At 61.9% G+C, this 20,237-nt stretch carries 18 protein-coding genes; 10 read left to right on the top strand and 8 right to left on the bottom strand.

Annotated features, from left to right (window positions below; all coding sequences use genetic code 11):
* Window positions 1-48: 48 nt before the first annotated feature.
* Window positions 49-642 carry a hypothetical protein gene (locus NKJ75_RS03340; RefSeq protein ID WP_023671496.1) on the top strand — a complete coding sequence of 198 codons (594 nt, stop codon included), beginning with the start codon at window positions 49-51 and terminating at the stop codon, window positions 640-642.
* Between the two features lie 18 nt (window positions 643-660).
* Here the strand turns inward: NKJ75_RS03340 and NKJ75_RS03335 are convergent, their stop codons facing one another.
* A complete protein-coding gene (locus NKJ75_RS03335) occupies window positions 661-1,347 on the bottom strand; it encodes a TetR/AcrR family transcriptional regulator (protein ID WP_023671495.1) in 687 nt (228 codons plus the stop codon).
* Window positions 1,348-1,432: 85 nt separating this feature from the next.
* Here NKJ75_RS03335 and NKJ75_RS03330 point away from each other — a divergent pair, with 85 nt between their 5' ends.
* The 6 genes from NKJ75_RS03330 to NKJ75_RS03305 all read left to right on the top strand — a co-directional run bounded on the left by NKJ75_RS03330 (window position 1,433) and on the right by NKJ75_RS03305 (window position 7,358).
* Window positions 1,433-2,194, top strand: coding sequence for an NIPSNAP family protein (locus tag NKJ75_RS03330; protein WP_023835132.1), 762 nt, complete (start codon window positions 1,433-1,435; stop codon window positions 2,192-2,194).
* A 128-nt stretch (window positions 2,195-2,322) separates the two neighbouring features.
* Window positions 2,323-3,084, top strand: coding sequence for an SDR family NAD(P)-dependent oxidoreductase (locus NKJ75_RS03325; protein WP_023835131.1), 762 nt, complete (start codon window positions 2,323-2,325; stop codon window positions 3,082-3,084).
* 103 nt (window positions 3,085-3,187) lie between these two features.
* Window positions 3,188-4,174, top strand: coding sequence for a glycosyltransferase family 10 domain-containing protein (locus NKJ75_RS03320; RefSeq protein ID WP_352499194.1), 987 nt, complete (start codon window positions 3,188-3,190; stop codon window positions 4,172-4,174).
* A gap of 562 nt (window positions 4,175-4,736) precedes the next feature.
* Window positions 4,737-6,134, top strand: a complete 1,398-nt coding sequence (gene fumC / locus NKJ75_RS03315) for a class II fumarate hydratase (protein WP_023697720.1) — start codon at window positions 4,737-4,739, stop codon at window positions 6,132-6,134.
* 255 nt (window positions 6,135-6,389) lie between these two features.
* Entirely contained in the window at window positions 6,390-6,812 is a 423-nt protein-coding gene (locus NKJ75_RS03310) for a DoxX family protein (RefSeq protein WP_023697721.1), read from the top strand.
* A gap of 138 nt (window positions 6,813-6,950) precedes the next feature.
* Window positions 6,951-7,358 (top strand): DoxX family protein, encoded by a 408-nt coding sequence (locus NKJ75_RS03305; protein WP_352499193.1) that lies wholly within the window; start codon window positions 6,951-6,953, stop codon window positions 7,356-7,358.
* A 256-nt stretch (window positions 7,359-7,614) separates the two neighbouring features.
* On the opposite strand, the gene ppx is transcribed toward NKJ75_RS03305, so the two are convergent.
* Complete coding sequence (gene ppx / locus NKJ75_RS03300; RefSeq protein ID WP_023697723.1) at window positions 7,615-9,147, bottom strand: exopolyphosphatase; 1,533 nt, start codon at window positions 9,145-9,147, stop codon at window positions 7,615-7,617.
* On the bottom strand, window positions 9,147-11,339 hold the full coding sequence (locus tag NKJ75_RS03295) for an RNA degradosome polyphosphate kinase (protein ID WP_023689905.1): 2,193 nt from the start codon (window positions 11,337-11,339) through the stop codon (window positions 9,147-9,149). Before NKJ75_RS03295 ends, ppx begins: the two co-directional genes overlap by 1 nt.
* Window positions 11,340-11,573: 234 nt before the next feature.
* Here NKJ75_RS03295 and NKJ75_RS03290 point away from each other — a divergent pair, with 234 nt between their 5' ends.
* Both NKJ75_RS03290 and NKJ75_RS03285 read left to right on the top strand, forming a co-directional pair.
* Window positions 11,574-11,819, top strand: coding sequence for a zinc-finger domain-containing protein (locus NKJ75_RS03290; protein ID WP_023705697.1), 246 nt, complete (start codon window positions 11,574-11,576; stop codon window positions 11,817-11,819).
* Between the two features lie 19 nt (window positions 11,820-11,838).
* A complete protein-coding gene (locus NKJ75_RS03285) occupies window positions 11,839-13,077 on the top strand; it encodes an FAD-dependent monooxygenase (RefSeq protein WP_023743968.1) in 1,239 nt (412 codons plus the stop codon).
* A gap of 224 nt (window positions 13,078-13,301) precedes the next feature.
* On the opposite strand, the gene NKJ75_RS03280 is transcribed toward NKJ75_RS03285, so the two are convergent.
* The 5 genes from NKJ75_RS03280 to NKJ75_RS03260 all read right to left on the bottom strand — a co-directional run bounded on the left by NKJ75_RS03280 (window position 13,302) and on the right by NKJ75_RS03260 (window position 18,402).
* Window positions 13,302-13,967 (bottom strand): TIGR02117 family protein, encoded by a 666-nt coding sequence (locus tag NKJ75_RS03280; RefSeq protein ID WP_023743967.1) that lies wholly within the window; start codon window positions 13,965-13,967, stop codon window positions 13,302-13,304.
* Window positions 13,968-14,072: 105 nt separating this feature from the next.
* On the bottom strand, window positions 14,073-14,876 hold the full coding sequence (locus NKJ75_RS03275) for an amino acid ABC transporter ATP-binding protein (protein ID WP_023671483.1): 804 nt from the start codon (window positions 14,874-14,876) through the stop codon (window positions 14,073-14,075).
* Between the two features lie 84 nt (window positions 14,877-14,960).
* A complete protein-coding gene (locus NKJ75_RS03270; RefSeq protein WP_023743966.1) occupies window positions 14,961-16,118 on the bottom strand; it encodes an amino acid ABC transporter permease in 1,158 nt (385 codons plus the stop codon).
* A 4-nt stretch (window positions 16,119-16,122) separates the two neighbouring features.
* Window positions 16,123-17,310, bottom strand: a complete 1,188-nt coding sequence (locus tag NKJ75_RS03265) for an amino acid ABC transporter permease (RefSeq protein ID WP_023671481.1) — start codon at window positions 17,308-17,310, stop codon at window positions 16,123-16,125.
* 63 nt (window positions 17,311-17,373) lie between these two features.
* Window positions 17,374-18,402, bottom strand: coding sequence for an amino acid ABC transporter substrate-binding protein (locus tag NKJ75_RS03260; protein ID WP_023671480.1), 1,029 nt, complete (start codon window positions 18,400-18,402; stop codon window positions 17,374-17,376).
* A 458-nt stretch (window positions 18,403-18,860) separates the two neighbouring features.
* Between NKJ75_RS03260 and NKJ75_RS03255 the strand changes: the two genes are divergently transcribed.
* Window positions 18,861-20,030, top strand: a complete 1,170-nt coding sequence (locus NKJ75_RS03255; protein WP_023700668.1) for a cystathionine beta-lyase — start codon at window positions 18,861-18,863, stop codon at window positions 20,028-20,030.
* The last annotated feature ends 207 nt before the right edge of the window (window positions 20,031-20,237 follow it).

Here is a 20,237-nt window from a genome sequence, read left to right as displayed (position 1 = left end):
CTTGGGTCATGCTGGCGCGCAGCAAATACAAGCAGAGGGGAGGATTTCATGAGAGCCGTTTCGATAGGCGTGGTGCTGGCTGGGTTGCTGCCGGCGGCTGCGGTGCATGCCGCCGATTGTGTCGACGCAAAATCGGCCAAGGCCGGCTTCGTTCTGGAAATGCCCGGCGTCCGCAGCGAGTTTCGGCCGGTGGCCGGCGGCATGGTCTCCGTTGCCAACACCTACGAATCGCAATCGCCGCAGACACAGTTCCTGTTTGCCGGCCTGGTCGAAGTGTTTCGCGACAGCGATACCGGACGGGTGGCGACGATCCCGTTTTCCGATCTGCGAAAACTGTTTCCGCTGAAGACGGGAGCCAAGAGCACGATCGAATTCGTCGAGCTGTCGCCGAACAAGCAGCCGAAGAGCACCAAGACGCTGAGCCTGGTCGTCAAGGGCAAGGAGACGTTCAGTGTCGGCGGCTGCAAATACAACGTGCTGGCGGTCACGGAGACCTTCAAGAACGGCGCCGGCGAAACGCTGGACACATTTACCGCGCTTTATGCGCCTGATCTGCAAGCGTCCCTCGCCCGGCGCTACGACGAAGGGACCAGCGCGGAATCGGTGAACGGTTACGAGACGATCAAGCCGCTTTCCAACTAGAACAGCGCAGTTCCGGCCTCAAGGTTTTCCCGGCCGCAGCAGGATCCTGCTACGCCGCTTCGCTCTGCTCAGGAATGGCGGCGTTGAGCTACCCTGAAGTTCGGCCAGGCAATCGCGCAGCACGCTGGCATCCTGTGCCGCCTTGGCCATCGACATGGCGCCGGAATAGGCGGCGATGGCGAGTGCCGCAAAGCGCTCGGGGTCGGTGCCCTGCTCCCTCCCCGACTGCTGGTCGGCTCGCACCTTGTCGGCAACCGCCTGACGCCATCCGGCAAAGATATCGTCCAGAGCGGCGCGGAAATCCGGGTCAGCGAGCGACAGTTCATGCGCCAGATTGTTGAGCGGACAGCCGCGCACGAAGCCTTGCTGCTCAAGCTCGGTCGCCACCGCCTCGAACACCGCGCGCACGCCTTCGCGCGCCGAGCCTGCCGCCCGTACAGGGTTGATCCAGGTTTCATCGAGGGCCGCTGCCACGCGCTCCTCGATCACCGCCAGAGCGAGCGCCTTCTTCGTCGGGAAATGATGATGCAGCGCGCCGCCGCTGACGCCTGCGGTCGTCATCAGCTCGCCAAGGGCGGATGCATGATAGCCACGCGCCTGGAACGACGCTTCGGCGATATCGAGCACCTTGTTGCGCAGCCCTTCGGGATCGTTGGTGCGTTTTCGCGGCGGCCCTTTCGGAGCCCGAGCAATCTCTGCTGACATTTGCCAACGATAGCAGATTGACAAAACAGGACAACCGGTCTGTTTTATAAACCGGATGATCATCCTGTTTTTTGGAGACGACACAATGACCGTACCCCTGAATGCGCCTGCGGCGGCAAAACTGCTCGCTTCGCCTGTCGTCGAGTTGCGGCAGTACACGCTGAAGCCGGGCCGGCGCGAGACGCTGATCGACATCTTCGACAGTCGGTTCATCGAAGGCCAGGAACACGCCGGCATGACCATCATCGGACAGTTCCGCGACCTCGACCGCCCCGACATGTTCGTCTGGCTGCGCGGCTTCGATGGCATGGAAGCGCGGAAGCAGGCGCTCACCGCCTTCTATGACGGGCCGGTGTGGACGGCGCACCGCGACGCCGCCAATGCGACGATGATCGATTCCGACGATGTACTGCTCTTGAAGCCGGCATGGCCAGGCGCCGGCTTCGATCTGTCAGGCGCGCAGCGAGGCGCCATGCCGCCGGATGGAAAGCTGAGCGCAGACAACCGCTTGACCGCTATCGTTGCCATCCAGATTCATCATCTGCGGTCTGGCGCCGAAGCCGATTTCGCCGGCAATTTCGAAACGGATGCCGTTCCGGTCCTTATCGGCGTCGGCGGACGGTTGCTTGGCGCCTTCATCACCGAGCACGCCGAAAACAGCTTTCCCCGCCTGCCGGTGCGCTTGAGCGAAAACGTCTTTATCGCGGTGACGGGTTTCAACAGTCCCGAGGCGCATGCCAATTACGAAGCCGCAGTTGCCGCTTCGCCCCAATGGCAAGCGGCCGATGTGACCTGGCGGACCGAAACCTTGCGCCTGACGCCGACGTCGCAGTCGCTGCTGCGGTAACCGGATCGGCACGCGGCCAACCGAAGTTCATACTGAGCGATAGGCCGGCGGCTTGACCGCCCTCGCCGATCGGCATTGCCTTCGTGACGCGGGCAACAGCGAGAGCATTCGATGCGACTTGGCCTTCAATGAGACTTTCTGGCAAGCGAGCACTGGTGACCGGCGGCTCGGACGGCATCGGCCTGGCGATATCGGAAGCTTTCTTGCGCGAGGGCGCCGACGTGCTGATCGTCGGTCGCGACACCAGCAAGCTCGAGACCGCCCGCGAGACACTTGCGGCGGCGGGCAACGTCGGCACCCAGTCGGCCGATCTCTCGACCTCTTCCGGCATCGATGCCGTGGTCGATCGCGCGAAAGCAACCGGCCCACTCGACATCCTCGTCAACAATGCCGGCGTCGCTTATCTGGTGCCTTTCGAGACCGTCACCGAGCACCAATTCCAGCAATCCTTCGCGCTCAATGTGACGGCGGCGTTCTTCCTTACCCAGCGGCTGCTGCCGCATCTCGGCGCCAACGCCTCCGTCATCAACATCTCGTCCTACTTCGCCGACAAAATGATCCCGAAGCGGCCGTCGAGCCTGTATTCCTTGTCCAAGGGCGCGCTGAATTCGCTGACCAAGTCGCTGGCCTTCGAGCTTGGTCCGGGCGGCATCAGGGTCAATGCGATTGCGCCCGGCACGGTCGACACCGCCATGCGGCGCAAGTCGATCGACAACCTGCCGGCGGCAGCGCAGGCCGAGCTGAAAACCTATGTCGAGCGCAGCTACCCGCTCGGCCGCATCGGCCAGACCAGCGATCTTGCCGGCATCGCCGTCTATCTCGCCAGCGACGAGGCGGCGTGGACCAGCGGCGGCATTTTCGCGATCGATGGCGGGTATACGGCGGGGTGACCGTTTGGACGGCCCTCTGCCTCGAACAAGCGGAGCACTTGACCAAACTTCCGATACCGCGTCTGTCTGCAGATTGAGCAATGCTTCAGACATTCGTGGTGCCATGCTGTCTATCGATCCACTGATCCTCTTCTACACAACGTTCTTCAGCAAACCCGTCGATATCGCGTCGATACAGTGCGAACTGCCCGGGCGGTGGACACTGGACAAACGACGGATTTCCGAGGCCGCGGCAGTCGTCTTCCATATTCCGAACTTTCGCGAAGTTGGCGATGCCTACAAATACCCTGGTCAATATTGGGTCGCCTGGTCGATGGAATGCGGCCAAAACTACAAGCGACTTGCCGACCCCAAAATCATGCGGCACTTCGATATCATCATGACGCATGAATCCCGGTCTGATGTCTGGGTACCCTACCTTCCGCGTGCGGTGTGGTGGAAAGATGCGCTGGCCAGACCAATCGTACCGAAAACGGAAGAAGCGCCGGTCGCACTCTTCCAGTCGGCCGGCCTGAATTATAGCGGCCGTGTCGATTTGGCGAACGAACTGGCGCGCCACATCAAGATCGATTCTTATGGCCGATATCGCAACAACCGATCGGTCTCTGGCCCCGATCTGGGCTCGAAGACCAAGATCGAAACCATTGCGCGGCACAAATTCTGCCTGGCCATGGAGAACTCGACCGAGGCCGACTATGTCACCGAGAAAATCTATGACGCGTTCATGGCGGGCACGGTGCCGATCTACCTTGGCGCTCCCAATGTGGACGAGTTCGTTCCGGAGCACTCCTTTATTGACGCCAGTGCCTTCGCCAGCGCCAGCGATCTTGCAGCCTATCTCCAGCACCTGATCGCAACGCCGAAAGACTACGAGGCTTATTTCGACTGGCGCTCAAAGCCATTGCCCGACAATCTCGTCAAACGGGTGCAATCATTGGAAACACCCGCGTTCTGCAGACTGATGAGCGTCGTGCGCCAGCGTCTGGAGGCGCGGACAAGCACGCCTTCCGGACGGCGAACACTTCCGTTCGGCTATAGATCCTATCTCAGGACAAAGCTGCGCCGTTGGAGGAAAAAGGTTCCGAGCTGACGGTCCGCGATCAGGCGCGCTTTCAGCAAAATACGGAGGACAAAGAGCGTCTCTTGCGACGTCGAGACGGCTTCGGCCTTGCCGCCATGCATCTTGGAAATCTCCGAGGCTATGTGGAGGCGCTCCCAGGGTGGACTTGAAATTCTCGGCTTCGCGATCCGAAGCTCGATCCGGATGCGATGCCGGATTTTGGTCGGGAAACTGAACAGAAGGACAAGTGCATAAGCTACCTCATCGCTGCTGTTGCCAGTGAGACGCTTGTGTGGCATCGTCGCTCGTATGTAGACGAGAATTGCGCATTGCTGATCCTGGGGGAAGTTTGCGTAGAGCAATCCGCCAGCTCGACATGATCTTATCGAGCTAAATCCGCAAGTTTCCGTCCACTTTATGGGATCAAGCCGCACTGAGGAGCAATTTCCTTCACACGAAAGTGGAGGGTGCAGGATCCCGAAGGGCGGCGCTACCGCTTCAACCGATTTACTGCCTGCCGGCCGCAATCTCTGCTTGAAGGCCATTGTGCAACGCGATACGCCGTTGCCGAATTCGATCGTCGGAGAGACAAGTGACCGCTGCCAGGACCAGAACCGAAACCGACACGTTCGGCCCCATCGAGGTTGCCGCCGACCGTTATTGGGGCGCGCAGGCGCAGCGTTCCCTCGGCAATTTCAGGATAGGCTGGGAAAAGCAGCCGGCCTCGATCGTGCGTGCGCTCGGCATCGTCAAGCGAGCGGCGGCGGAAGCCAATATGGAGTTGAAGCGGCTCGATCCGGCAGTCGGCAAGGCGATCATCGAGGCGGCGCAAGAGGTGATCGACGGCAAGCTGAACGATCATTTCCCGCTGGTCGTCTGGCAGACCGGCTCGGGCACGCAGTCCAACATGAACGCCAACGAGGTGATCTCCAACCGGGCGATCGAACTTCTGGGCGGCGTCATGGGCTCGAAGAAGCCGGTGCACCCTAACGACCACGTCAATATGAGCCAGTCGTCGAACGACACCTACCCGACAGCCATGCACATCGCGTGCGCCGAGCGCATCGTGCACGATCTGCTGCCGGCGCTGAAGCATCTGCACGCTGCGCTCGAGGTCAAGACGAAGGCCTTCGCCCACATCATCAAGATCGGCCGCACCCATACGCAGGACGCGACACCCCTCACGCTGGGCCAGGAATTTTCCGGCTACGCCGCGCAGGTGGCCTCTTCGATCAAGCGCATCGAGATGACGCTGCCCGGCCTGCAGGAACTGGCGCAGGGCGGCACCGCCGTCGGCACCGGCCTCAACGCGCCGGTGGGCTTTGCCGAAACGGTGGCGGCGCGCATCGCCGAAATCACCGGCATCGCCTTCGTCACCGCGCCGAACAAGTTCGAGGCGCTCGCCGCGCATGATTCCATGGTGTTCTCGCATGGCGCCATCAACGCGGCGGCCGCCGCCCTCTTCAAGATCGCCAACGACATCCGCTTCCTCGGCTCCGGCCCGCGCTCGGGCCTCGGCGAACTGTCGCTGCCGGAAAACGAGCCGGGTTCCTCGATCATGCCGGGCAAGGTCAACCCGACCCAATGCGAGGCTCTGACGCAGGTCTGCGTGCAGGTGTTCGGCAACAACGCCTCGCTGACCTTCGCCGGCAGCCAGGGCCATTTCGAGCTCAACGTCTACAACCCGCTGATGGCCTACAACTTCCTGCAGTCGGTGCAGTTGTTGGCCGACGCCTCGATCTCCTTCACCGACAATTGCGTCGTCGGCATCGAGGCTCGCGAAGACAACATCAAAGCCGCGCTCGACCGCTCGCTGATGCTGGTGACCGCGCTGGCGCCGACGATCGGGTACGACAATGCCGCCAAGATCGCCAAGACCGCGCACAAGAAGGGCACCACCTTGCGCGAGGAAGCACTGGCCACTGGGCTGGTCAGCGAGGCAGACTACGACCGGCTGGTGCGGCCGGAGGACATGACGCATCCGGGTTAAGCGATTCCAGGGAAAGTGCCTTGCGTTTCCTCGGGAAGCGCGCAGCCCTCTTCTTGGGGATTGCGTCAACTAGAAATCCGAATTTTGTGGCGGGACAATTTGCTCCCGCCGCTGCTGGCCGCGACAAGAATTTTGCGTCGGTCGAACGATCCCGAAATGTACGTCCTGTGAACAATGTGTCGCCGGACTGGCGGCTTTGGTGAACAGTCGGCTTGGTCTATCTGACGGGACATCAACCCTTTTCGGAGAGCCACCATGTCCATCAACACTTCCGCTGCCGGCGCCGGCATCGCGTCCAACAGCTCCACCACCATCCTGCTCGGCCGCATCCTGCTCGCCGCCATCTTCCTGCTTTCCGGCTTCGGCAAGCTCACCGCCATTTCCGGCACCGCCGGCTATTTCGGCGCCATGGGCCTGCCGGTGCCGACCGTAACGGCCATTGTCGTCGGCCTGATCGAATTGCTCGGCGGCCTTGCCGTGCTCGTTGGCTTTCAGACCCGCATCGCCGCCTGGGTGCTCGCGGTCTTCACCATCGCCTCGGCCTTTGTCGCCCATACCGGCTGGGCCGACCAGAACCAGATGATCCATTTCCTGAAGAACGTCGCCATCACCGGCGGCTTCCTGCTGCTGGCTTCCTCAGGCCCTGGCACCTACTCGATCGACGCCAAGCGCGGCTGAGCTTTCCCTTCCCAAGCCTGAAATAAGCGGCGTGGAATTTTCCACGCCGCTTTTTCGTTGTCTGCCCAAGCGCACGCTCGACCCATCCCTGCTAGGATCGGTCTCGAAACAGCCGGCGGACAGACATCGGAGATGACCATGCCCCGCGATGCATTGCTTCTGATTTCCCGGCTGCTGCTCGCCGTCCTGCTCGTTCCCTCCGGCTACCACGCGCTCGCCGACGTTGCCGGGACGACCGGCTATTTCGCCGGCCTCGGCATGCCATTGCCGACGCTTGCCGCCTGGGGCACCGGGCTGTTCGAGTTGATTGCCGGTCTCTTGATACTGGTCGGCTTTCAGACGCCGGTCGTTGCGATACTTCTTGCCGCTTTCTGCATCGTTGCAGGCTCCATCGGCCACTACGGCCAGGGCGGCGATGACCCGATGCTCACCTTCCTGCACCAGCAGATGCTGATGAAGGATATTGCCATCGCCGGTGGATTCCTGGCGCTAGCCATGGCCGGCGCCGGGGCCTGGTCGATCGACGGGCGCCGCGCCGCGGTCTGATATCGTCAAATATCGTCCCGGTTGAACCATCCGTGCCAGGTCGACCCCCACTCCGTCTCGGCTTCGTCGAGCCACCTCTCCCCCGATCGACGGGGTAGAGGAAGTGCGCGAGCCTATTGCCGCCAACGCTTTCCAACGAGGCTCCCTTCCTTTCCCTCCGGAGGGGGAAGGTGGCGGTGCGAAGCAGCGACGGATTGAGGAAGCCGGTCCTCGAACGCGAGGCCGACGACGACATGGTTTTGCTGTCAGGCCGCGCCTACTTCACCGACACGCTCTGCCCACCCTCGACCGCCAGCACCAGCCGGCGGTTGGTGATCCGCGCCAGTTGCGCCAGCCGTCCGGCCGGGCGTTCGCCGTAAAGATCGGAAAGTGAGGCCGGCAGCACCAGCGCCAACGTGCCATTGCCGCGGTTTTCCCATTTCAGCCGCGGCATGACGCCGGGCATGGCCGCAGTCAGCAGATAGACGACGCGCAGCACCGCCGCCAGGATGCGGGCGCGCTCGAGATAGCGCGGCGTCGCCAGGCCGCGGATTTCCGGCGCCGCATCGTTGAACACGCCTTCGTGGCGGAACAGGCCGACCAGCGCCAGGAAGGCACGGCCGGGGTGATCGACGCCAATGAAGGACGCGTGGGCAATGATGTTGAGCGACTGCTTGCCGCGATATTCCGGGTGTGCGCGCCAGCCTATATCGGCCAGCAGACAGGCAGCGTGGCGATAGCGCGCCTCATCCTCCGTCTCGTCGATGCCGAAGGCGGCAAAGGTCTTGTCCGTCCATTCGACAAGCTCATGCGCATGGGTGACCGAGCGCGACCGCAGCCGCGCCAGTTCCTCCGAAGCGGAGACCAGCGGATCGGCCTTCTGCTCGGCAGGGTCGAGCAGCGAATAGAGAAACCCTTCGCGCACGCCCAACGCCGAGACGATGATCTTCGACGGCTGCATCGCCGCCATGATCTCCTGCAGCACGACCGCGCCATAGGGCAGCAGCGAACGGCGGTTCTTCGACACACCTTCGATGCCCTTGACCTTCTCGATCTCGCCTTTCGCCACCTGCTTCAGGAAATTGGCGGCGCTTTCGACACCGATCTCATAGTGGTGCATGACGCCAAGCGGGTAGTTGGTCATTTCCATGTGCAGCCGGGCAAGGTTTCGCCAGGTGCCGCCAACGGCGTAAAAGGGCCGTCCCAGCCCGCCCTTCAACAATTTGGCGCGCGCCAGTTCGTCGCGGGTGATCTTTGCCGCCTGGGCGAGCGAATTCCTGGCCATGTCCTGCAGCCGCAGGCCACCCAGCGGCAGCGTGATGCCGTCGCCGATCGCCTCGCCATTGATGTCGATAAGCTCCAGGCTGCCGCCGCCAAGATCGCCGGCAATGCCATTGGCGGGGTGGAAGCCCGAAATGACGCCAAGCGCCGAATAATGCGCCTCCTGCCGGCCAGTGAGCACGCGGATCTCGGTCTTGAGCACATCCTGGGCGCGGTGGATGAAGTCGGGGCCGTTGATCGCTTCGCGGGCCGCGGCCGTTGCCAGCACAAACATGTGCTCCGCACCCGCCTGGTCGGAGAGCGCGCGGAAACGGCGGAACTCCTCCATCGAGCGCGTCACCGCCTCGGGGTCGAGCTTGCCGGTCGAAACGATGCCGCGGCCGAGGCCGGCCAGCATCTTTTCGTTGAACAGCAAGGTCGGCGAGCGCGCCAACCCTTCATAGACGACAAGGCGGATCGAGTTCGAGCCGATGTCGATGATGGACAGCGGCCGGCGATCCTGCAGCCGGCCTTGGGACGTTGAAATCATCAGCCGGTGTTCTTCTTGCGACGCTTGAACTGCGCGATGCGCTTGGGCGCATGCGACTTCAGCGCGTCACCCCGTCCCGACAGGCTCGGATTGGTCATGAAATATTCCTGCGCGTTGAACGGTTCCTCACCCTCCTCCAGCACGACGCGCCGGGAGGTTCCGTCAGCCAATACGTCGAAACTTTGCTGGTTGTCCATGATGTTGCCCAGCATGATCTGGCCAAGGATCTGTTCATGCACCGTTGGATTGGTGATCGGCACCATGGTCTCGACGCGGCGGTCGAGATTGCGTGGCATCAAGTCGGCCGAGGCGATGTAGACGATCGCCTCGTCCGACGGCAGGCCATGGCCGTTGCCGAAGCAGTAGATGCGGCTGTGTTCGAGGAAGCGGCCGACGATCGACTTGACCCTGATGTTTTCCGACAGGCCGGGCACCTGCGGCCGCAGGCAGCAGATGCCGCGCACGACGAGATCGATCTCGACGCCGGCACGGCTGGCGTCATAGAGCGCGTCTATGATGTTGGGATCGACGAGCGCGTTCATCTTCATCCATATGCGCGCCGGACGGCCAGCCAGCGCGTGGGCGACCTCGTCGGCAATGTGCTTGAGGATGCGGCTGCGCAGCGTAAATGGCGAGATGGCGATCCGCATCTCATCGGTCGGCTCGGCATAGCCGGTGATGAAGTTGAACAGCTGGGCGACATCGCGCGCGATCGTCGGATCGGTGGTGAAGAAGGACAGGTCGGTGTAGATGCGCGCGGTCACCGGATGGTAGTTGCCGGTGCCGAGATGGACATAGTTGCGCAGCTTGCCGTCCTCGCGCCGCACCACAAGCGACATTTTCGCATGGGTCTTCAGTTCGAGGAAGCCGAACACGACTTGGACGCCGGCGCGTTCGAGGTCGCGCGCCCAGCGGATGTTGGCCTCCTCGTCGAAGCGCGCCTTGAGCTCGACCAGGGCGGTCACCGACTTGCCTGCCTCGGCCGCGTCGACCAAGGCGCGCACGATCGGGCTGTCGTTGGAGGTGCGGTAGAGCGTCTGCTTGATCGCCACCACCTCCGGGTCGGCCATCGCCTGGCGCAGGAACTGGACCACCACGTCGAAGGATTCATAGGGGTGGTGGACGACGATGTCCTTCTCGCGGATGGCCGCGAAACAATCGCCGCCATGCTCGCGGATGCGCTCGGGAAAGCGCGGATTGTAAGGGGTGAATTTCAGGTCGTCGCGCGGCACGGCAACGATCTCGGAAATCTGGCTGAGCGCCAACGGGCCGGTCAGAACGCTGATGCGGCTCGAAGAGACGCCAAGCTCGCCGGCGACGAACTCGCGCAATTCGCCGGGCATCGACTTGTCGAATTCGATGCGGATGACCGAACCGCGGCGGCGCCGCTTCAGCGCCGTCTCGAACAGGCGCACGAGATCTTCCGACTCTTCCTCGACCTCGATATCGCTGTCCCGGATGATGCGGAAGGTGCCGGAACCCTTGACCTCATAGCCGGGGAACAGCTTGCCGATATAGAGGCCGACAGCCTCCTCCAACGGAATGAAGCGAACGTGCTGCTTGCGGTCGGGCAGACGGATGAAGCGCTTCAGCGCCACCGGCAGGCGCAGAAGCGCGCTCATCTCCTCGCCATTCTTGCGATGGCGCAATTGCAGCGCCATCGAGAAGCCGAGATTGGGAATGAACGGAAACGGATGCGCCGGGTCGATCGACAGTGGAGTCAGGACCGGGAAGACCTGGTCCTGGAAATGGTCTTCCAGCCAGACTTTCTCATCCTTGGTCAGTGCATCGCGGGTGATGCTCTCAATGCCTTCCTTGTTGAGCAGCAGCATCAGCGCCGAAAGGCTGTTCTGCTGGTCCTCCTGCAGCCGCTCGACCTCGCGCAGCAATTGTTCCAGCTGCTGCTCCGGCGTGCGGCCGTCGGGGCTCTTGAGCGCAATGCCTTCGCGCACCTGGCCGGCAAGGCCGGCGACGCGGACCATGAAGAATTCGTCGAGATTGGCGGCTGAAATCGACAGGAAACGGACGCGTTCGAGCAGCGGATGGTGCTGGTTCTGGGATTCCTCGAGCACACGCCGGTTGAACTGCAGCCAGGAGAACTCACGGTTGACGAACCGATCGGGGTTGCCGCCCTCGGGGCTCGCCACCTCGACATTGATGAATTCGCTCTGCACCGGCTTCAGTTCGTTCATGGTTCCTGCTCTTCCCCCGCCAACCGTCCCTTGGAGCGCCGCTGGACGTGCCATGCCTCTAACACGCTTTTGTGGCGCATGACCCTTCGGCGAAAACCGTTCCGATTTCAGGGACATGCACTTAACCGGCTCAACGTATCCTCTGACAGGCTTTTGCGACAGTTTCATTTCATCGATCTTGCAAACAGGCCTGTTATGTTCCAGATGCTTTTCGACGAGATCAAGGAGACGACGATGGCAGGCGGTTCCATTCCCCATTTCCAGAACGATGCGGGCCATCCGGCAATCGACATCGGCGTCAAGGAATTCATGTGCACCGGCGCCAACCCGCCATTCGACCACCCGCATGTGTTCCTCGACATGGGCGACGACAATGAAAAGGTCTGTCCCTACTGCTCGACGCTCTACCGCTATTCGGCGAAGCTGAGGGCGACGGAAACGCTGCCGGCTGGTTGCCTTTATATCGACCAGGCCGCCTGATCCTTCCGCGACAAGCCCGATGGAAGACATCAGGTCCCGGCAGGTCATAATCGCCGGGGCCGGCATCGCCGGGCTGACCGCTGCCCTTGCCTTCGCCGGACGGGGTTATCCGGTAAAGCTTATCGAACAGGCACAGCACCTCGAAGCGGCCGGCGCCGGCATCCAGCTTTCGCCCAACGCAACACGCATTCTTGGAAAACTCGGCGTGCTCGACCGACTGCTGCCCGCAGCGTTGCGGCCGGAAGCGGTCGTGCTCAAGGACGCCGGGACGCTGCGCGAACTGGCGCGGGTACCGCTCGGGCACGCCGCCGAAGCGCGCTGGCAGTCGCCCTATCTTGTCGCCCATCGCGCAGATCTGCAGGCAGCGCTGCTGGGGCAAATGGCTGAACGGTCGCAGATTGAGCTCATCACCGGCGCCCGCGTGACCGGCATCGTCAAAGACGCGCAATATGTCGCCGTGACCGCCGAAGTGGACGGCCGCGAGATCGAGGCACGCGGCAAACTGCTGGTCGGCGCCGACGGCGTCTGGTCGGCGGTCAGGGCGCAACTCGCAGGCGAGGACTTCGTCAAAAGCCGTTTTTCGGGCGAACTCGCCTGGCGGGCTACAATCGCGGCCGACGGTGCGGCCGGAGAAGCCTTTGTCGCGATCGGCGCCGCCGACTGCGTCACCACGTTCCTGCATCCTGGCTTCCACATGGTCGCCTACCCCGTCAGCAAAGGCCGGGCCTTCAATCTCGCCGCCTTCACCAAGGGTGAGCGCATGGCCGAAGGTTGGTCGGGCCATGCCGATCCCGCGATCCTCACGGCTGCCCTGCGCGGCACCGCGCCGGGCCTGACGAAGCTTGTGGCACTGGCCGGCCCATGGACGGCCTTTCCGATCCACACCGTCGAACAGAAGCGGTGGACGAGCCCGCAGGGCATCGCGCTGATCGGCGACGCTGCGCATGCGATGACGCCGTTTGCCGCACAGGGCGCGGCAATGGCGATCGAAGATGCCATCACGCTTGCCGACGCTATCGCCGATTTCCCTGGCGATCTGCCCAGAAGTTTTCAAATCTGGGAAAATCTTCGGCGGCCGCGTGTCGCCAAGGCCGCGCGTCGTGGGGCCGTAAACCGCCTCGCCTGGCATGCTGCCGGCCCGGTGGCGATCGCCCGCAATCTGTTCCTGGCCATGCGCTCGCCCGACAAGCTCGCCGCCGACCTCGACTGGCTCTATGGATGGCGAGCGGACACTCGGCAGTCTAGATCGTCGACGTAGCGATCCTTCCCACCCCCCTCTGTCCTGCCGGACATCTCCCCCGCAAGGGGGGAGATTGGATGTCGCCGTCGCCTTCGCCAAAATCGCCGGCGTTGCAGCAGGAGCGCCGCGGGCAAAACGGCTGATCTCCCCCCTTGCGGGGGAGATGGCCGGCTGGCCAGAGGGGGGTGCTGTCCCGCTGACTTCAAAAGATCCAACACTGTCGGGGTGCGGCGTAGGAGCTGCTAATTATACAGCCGCATTGAAAATCGCAGCGAGGCCGGCAGCGGGTTCCACCAGCCGGTGCGCAGGCCGGCGGTGCGCAGGCCGGCGGCTGTCCAGGTGTTACAGCCGACAAGCGCGTTGAATTGGCCGTTCGCCTCGAAGAAGCGGTCGAAGCTGGAATAGGCGGCGTTCTCGATGACGACCGGACCATGCGGCCCTTGCTGGAAACTCGCGTCGATATAGTTGAGCAGCGCTGCAAAACGTTCCTCATCGATGTCGAAACCGGTGACAGCAGGGTGCGGCTCGGCGATGGTCCCGGCGATATCGACATGCATGACCGAGGCGTCCAGTGTCAGCGCCTTGAGGACGGGCACTGCTTTCAGCTGCGACCAGCTCGGCGTCTCCAGATAGAAGGCCCGGCCGCCCCAGCCAAAGACGATGTAGCGCACTTCCGGGGCGTCGACAGGGATGCCGGCAGCGACCAGGAAATGGAAGCGCCGGCGCACCTCGTCATCGACGGGAATGGCGATGTCGGTGTGGATCGGATTCTCCAGCACCAGAATATGGCGCGTGCCCTCACCCGCCGCTGACGCCGGCCACAGCGGACGCGGCACCAGCGTGCCGAGCGTGGCAGCGAGCGCGACCACGATAATCAGCATGGCCACGAAACGCAGGGCTTTTCTCATGCGGCGCCGGCTTTGTGTTTCAATGGAGAAGATCAACCCCGACCCCAGATAGCAAAAGAGCCCGGCCGCATTACGGCCGGGCTCTTTTGGTTCGCATGAAAATGCTCAGTGCAGGATCTGCGACAGAAACAGCTTGGTGCGCTCGTGGCGCGGATGGTCGAAGAACTCGGCCGGCGTGTTCTGTTCGACGATCTGGCCCTGATCCATGAAGATCACCCGGTTGGCGACCTTTCGGGCAAAGCCCATTTCGTGGGTGACGCACAGCATGGTCATGCCTTCCTCGGCCAGGCCCACCATCGTCTCCAGCACTTCCTTGATCATTTCTGGATCGAGCGCCGAGGTCGGCTCATCGAACAGCATGATGCGCGGGTTCATGCACAGCGAACGCGCGATCGCCACGCGCTGCTGCTGGCCGCCCGACAGCTGGCCCGGATATTTGTTGGCCTGTTCGGGGATCTTGACGCGCTTGAGGAAGTGCATGGCGATTTCCTCGGCCTGCTTCTTCGGCGTCTTGCGCACCCAGATCGGTGCCAATGTGCAGTTCTCCAGGATGGTCAGATGCGGGAACAGGTTGAAGTGCTGGAACACCATGCCGACCTCGCGGCGCACCTCGTCGATCTTCTTGAGATCGTTGGTGAGTTCCTTGCCGTCGACGATGATCTTGCCCTTCTGGTGCTCTTCCAGCCGGTTGATGCAGCGGATCATGGTCGATTTGCCCGAGCCCGAAGGACCGCAGATGACGATGCGCTCGCCGCGCATCACCTTGAGGTTGATGTCCTTCAGCACATGGAACTCGCCATACCATTTGTGCATGCCGATGATGTCGATTGCGACATCGGTGGTCGAGATGTGCATCTTCTTGGCATCGACCTTGATCTCTTCGGCGCTGACGGCGTTTTCTATGACCATGGCAGGTTCCCCTTTTTGTTCTGTCTTTTAGCTATGATGCATGTCGTTGTCCCAAAACCGCTAAACACTTTTGGGCGACATGCATCAACGTTTGTGGCCGGTGTCGAGCCGGCGTTCCGTGTACATCGAATAGCGCGACATGCCGAAGCAGAACAGCCAGAAGACGAAGGCTGCAAAGATGAGGCCGGATCTCGCGGTCTGTGGCGTCGCCCAATTGGCGTCCGAGAAGTTCTGCTTGACGACGCCAAGCAGGTCAAACATCGAGATGATGATGACGAGGCTTGTGTCCTTGAACATACCGATGAAGGTATTGACGATGCCGGGGATGACCAGCTTCAGTGCCTGCGGCAGCACGATCAGCACCATCTTCTGCCAGTAGCCCAGGCCAAGCGAATCCGCCCCCTCATACTGGCCCTTGGGGATCGCCTGCAGGCCGCCGCGCACCACTTCCGCCATATAGGCGGCGGCAAACAGCGAGACGCCGATCAGCGCCCTGAGATATTTGTCGAACGAAACACCGGCGGGCAGAAACAGCGGCAGCATGACGCTGGCAAAGAACAGAACGGTGATCAGCGGGATGCCGCGAACGAACTCGATGAAGACCACGCACAGTGTCTTGACGATCGGCATCTTGGAGCGCCGGCCGAGCGCCAGCACGATGCCCATCGGCAGCGACACGGCAATGCCGACAAAGGACAGGCTCAGTGTCACCAGCAGCCCGCCCCATAGCTGGGTCTCCACTTGCGGCAGGCCGAAGATGCCGCCGACCAGGAGCACGAACGCGATGATCGGCAGTGCCAGGAATAGAAGAATGGCGTTCAACCCCTTCCGCGGCACACGTGGCATCAGCAACGGCACCAGCAGCGCCACGAACAGGACGGCGACCAGGATCGGCCGCCAGCGCTCTTCCAGGGGATAGCGGCCAAGCATCAACTGGCCGAACTTCGCGTTGACGAAGGCCCAGCAGGCGCCTGACCAGCCGTCCGGCTGGATGCCGCCTTGCGCCACCGTGGCGCATACAGTCCGGTCCGGCCCCGTCCACTGGGCGTTGATGAAGGCCCAGTTGACGACGGGCGGCACGATCATCACCACCAGCGCAATAGCCACTACAGTCAGGATGACGTCGCCCACCGAACCGATCAGGTTCTTGCGAACCCAGGCCAAAGGCCCCCGCACGCCGGCCGGGGCTTGTTGAGCGAGTGCCATTTCGGTCCGCACCCAGGAGGTATCATGTTCCTGCATGGTCTTACCTCTCCACCAGCGCCATCCTGGCGTTGACCACATTCATCACCGCCGACGTCACCAGGCTGATGATGAGATAGACGACCATCATGATCAGCACACCCTCGACCGCTTGACCGGTCTGATTCAGCACTGTGCCGGCGATCGCCGTCAGGTCGGGGTAACCGATGGCAATGGCCAGCGACGAGTTCTTTGTCAGGTTGAGATACTGGCTGGTCAGCGGCGGGATGACGATCCGCATGGCTTGGGGAACGACGACAAGCCGCAGGATAGATCCCGGCCGCAGCCCCAGGGCGCCAGCCGCTTCGGTCTGACCCTTGCTGACGCCGAGAATGCCGGCGCGCACGATCTCGGCGATGAAGGAGGCCGTGTAACAGGACAGCGCCAAATAGAGAGACAGGAACTCCGGCCCGATCTGAAAGCCTCCGGTCAGGTTGAAGGTCGATTGCTTTGGAAAGTCGAAGCTCAAGGGAAAGCCGCTCAGCGCATAGGCCAGGAGCGGAAGGCCGACGATCAGCGCCGCCGAAGTCCAGAATACGGGAAACTGCTGGCCGGTTGCCATTTGCCGCTGGCGTGCCGTGCGCGCGACAAAAAAAGCCATGGCGATGCCGACAAGCAAGGCGACAAACATCAGCCAGGAGCCGTCGCCCCAGATAGCGCGCGGAAAATAGAATCCGCGTTGGTTGAGGAAAGAGCCGAACGGCAAATTGAAACTGTCGCGAGGCGCCGGCAGTACCGCGAGCACGCCTGAATACCAGAAGAAGATCACCAGCAGGGGCGGAATGTTGCGGAACACCTCGACATAGACCGTGCAAATCTTGCGAACCAGCCAGTTGCGCGATAACCGGCCGACGCCGACAATGAAGCCAATGATGGTCGCGGTGATAATGCCGGCAACGGCGACGATAATGGTGTTGATAAGCCCGACGACAATGGCCTGGCCATAGGTCGAATCAGAATCATAAGCGATGGGCCTGACTGGAATGTCAAAGCCTGCTCGGTTGTTCAGGAAGCCAAAACCGGAAGTAATATGCAGGCGCTGCAGGTTGACGATGACGTTGTGGACGATCCACCAGACGCCCGCCACCAGCAAGATGACAACCACCGCCTGGAAGAAAAACCCGCGGACTTTCGGATCGTTGATGAAGGAACCGCGGCTCGGCTCCTCGCGAAGAACTTCCTGCGATGCCATTGCTTCATCCCCTGGAAAGAGAAACCGGAAGGCAGATGATCTGCCTTCCGGATCACATTTCGATCAGCGGATCGGCGGTGCGTATTGCAGGCCGCCCTTGGTCCACAGCGCATTGATGCCGCGCGCGATCTTCAGCGGGCTGCCGGTGCCGACATTGCGCTCGAACATCTCACCGTAATTGCCGACTGCCTTGACGATGTTGACGACCCAGTCATTGCTCACGCCAAGGTCGGTTCCGATCTTGGTTTCGGCTTCCTGACCGAGCACGCGCTTGATCTCCGGATTATCCGAGGTCTTCATCTCTTCGACATTGGCCTGGGTGATGCCCAGTTCCTCTGCCTGCAACAGGGCGAAGTAGGTCCACTTGACGATGTGGTACCACTGGTCGTCCCCCTGGCGTACGGCGGGGCCGAGCGGCTCTTTGGAGATGATCTCGGGCAGCACGACATGGTCGGCCGGCGCACTCAGCGTCAGGCGGATGCCATAGAGGCCGGATTGGTCGGTGGTGTAGACGTCGCAGCGGCCGGCGTCATAGGCAGCGTTGACCTCTTCCAGCTTTTCGAAGACGACCGGGTTGTACTCCATCTTGTTCGCCTTGAAGTAATCGGCGAGGTTGAGCTCGGTGGTGGTGCCGCTCTGCACGCAGACTGCCGCACCTGAAAGCTGCAGCGCCGAATTGACGCCAGGCAATTTCTTGGCGTTGATCATGAAACCCTGGCCGTCATAATAGGTGACGCCGATGAAGTTCAGGCCAAGCGCGGTATCGCGATTGATGGTCCATGTGGTGTTGCGCGACAGGAGATCGATCTCGCCCGACTGCAACGCGGTGAAGCGCTCCTTGGCGCTGAGCGGCGTGAACTTGACCTTGGAGGCATCGCCGAAGACTGCGCCAGCGACAGCGCGGCAGAAATCCGCGTCGATGCCTTTCCAATCGCCTTTGTCGTCAGGCGCCGAGAAGCCGGCCAGGCCCGTCGAGACACCGCACTGGATGAAGCCCTTCGCCTTGACGGTATCGAGCGTTGTCGCCGACGCGGCCGAAGCCATCCATCCAAGCGCAGCGGCACCGAGAATGCCAATTGCAATATGTTTCATAACCCACAGACCCTTTTCTGTTTTCAGGTAAACCCTGATCCTCAGGCAAATCCTGATCTTTTCCCGCGTGAACCCGGCTCCCATCCGGCTCATTCCGGAACCTCGCGTCGTAACCGACGCCCGGCCCCTCCCATTCACGAACTGCATCGAAGGCGATTATCTCTGTGAGGTCAAGGGAAATGACCGTTTCACGACAGCTTTGAAAACCAATTGCCGCAAATGCCTGAATTGCAGACAACAGCATCAGGAAAGCAGCAAGCCCCGCAAATAAAACCGGCAAAGTCCGTCGACGCTAATCCACATCCACTCATGAAATCCGCGGCTCTGGATCGCCACGCTTTCCAGACTATTCATGGGGGAATTGGCCTATGCAAAGGGCACCGCCTGGCGGGCGCCCGCTGTTGCACGGCCAATGCCGCCGCTCTATGGCTAGCGCTTTCACCACAAGGCGAAGAGCAATGGCGACTGACGGCAACGAAATGGGTATCAACACGCGGCTTGCCCATTCGGGCAACAATCCGCACGACTATTTCGGCTTCGTCAATCCGCCGATCGTGCATGCCTCGACCGTGCTCTATCCCAATGCGTCGGTGATGGCGGCGCGCAGCCAGAAATACACCTATGGCACACGCGGCACGCCGACCACCGATGCGTTGGCGCATGCGATCGACGCGCTGGAAGGCTCCGCCGGCACAATAATCGTGCCGTCGGGCCTGGCGGCGGTGACCGTTCCGTTGCTGGCGTTTCTCTCGGCAGGCGATCACATCCTGATTGTCGATTCCGTCTACCATCCGACCCGCAATTTCGCCGACACGATGCTGAAGCGGCTGGGTGTCGAGGTCGAGTATTACGATCCGCATGCCGGCGCCGGCATCGCCAGCTTGATCAAGCCGAACACCAAAGTCGTGTTTACGGAATCACCGGCCTCCAACACCTTCGAGGTGCAGGACGTTCCGGCGATCGCCAAGGCGGCGCATGAAACGGGCGCCATCGTCATGATGGACAACACCTGGGCAACGCCGCTCTATTTCCGTCCGCTCGACCACGGCGTCGATATCTCGATCCATGCGGCGACGAAATATCCGGCCGGGCATTCGGACGTGCTGCTGGGCACAGTGTCTGCCAATGCCAACTGCTGGAAGCAGCTTTGCGAGACGTTCTACACGATGGGCTGCTGCGCCGGCCCCGACGACGTCTACCAAGTCCTGCGCGGCCTGCGCACGATGGGCGTTCGGCTGGATCACCATCAAAAGAGCGCGCTTTCGATTGCCACCTGGCTTGAAGGCCAGCCCGGCGTGGCCCGCGTGCTGCACCCGGCGCTTCCCAGCCACCCCGACCACGCGGTGTGGAAGCGTGATTTTTCCGGCTCGAGCGGCATCTTTTCCATCGTGCTCAAAGGCGGCGGCCAGAGACAGCAGCATGCCTTCCTCGATGCGTTGAAAATCTTCGGTCTCGGCTATTCCTGGGGCGGCTATGAGAGCCTTGCCGTGCCGGTCTTCCTCGGCGACCGTACCGTCGCCAAGGGCCCCTATGACGGCCCGCTGATCCGGCTGCAGATCGGGCTCGAGGATGTCGAGGACCTCAAGGCCGATATCCTGCGCGGGCTGGAAGCGGCCGCTGCGGCATGACACCAGCAAACTTGCGAAGCTGATTCCGCTGGTCGCCCAACCCGTTGAAAGGGTTGGCGAGCGACTTTCGCAGGCGATCGACGTCGCAAAGCCGCTCATGGGTCGACCAAGCGCAATGTTATTTCCCCAATGCGCGCTTTTTCGGATCGGTTTGACTTTCAAAATCGTCGGTCCAACGCCATTGCAGGCGCTGCGCGCACAATTCCA

Source organism: Mesorhizobium sp. M0058, from assembly GCF_040323095.1.
GTDB lineage: Bacteria > Pseudomonadota > Alphaproteobacteria > Rhizobiales > Rhizobiaceae > Mesorhizobium.
The sequence above is the reverse complement of the archived record's forward strand: the minus strand, read 5'-3'. Positions and strand labels throughout refer to the sequence as shown.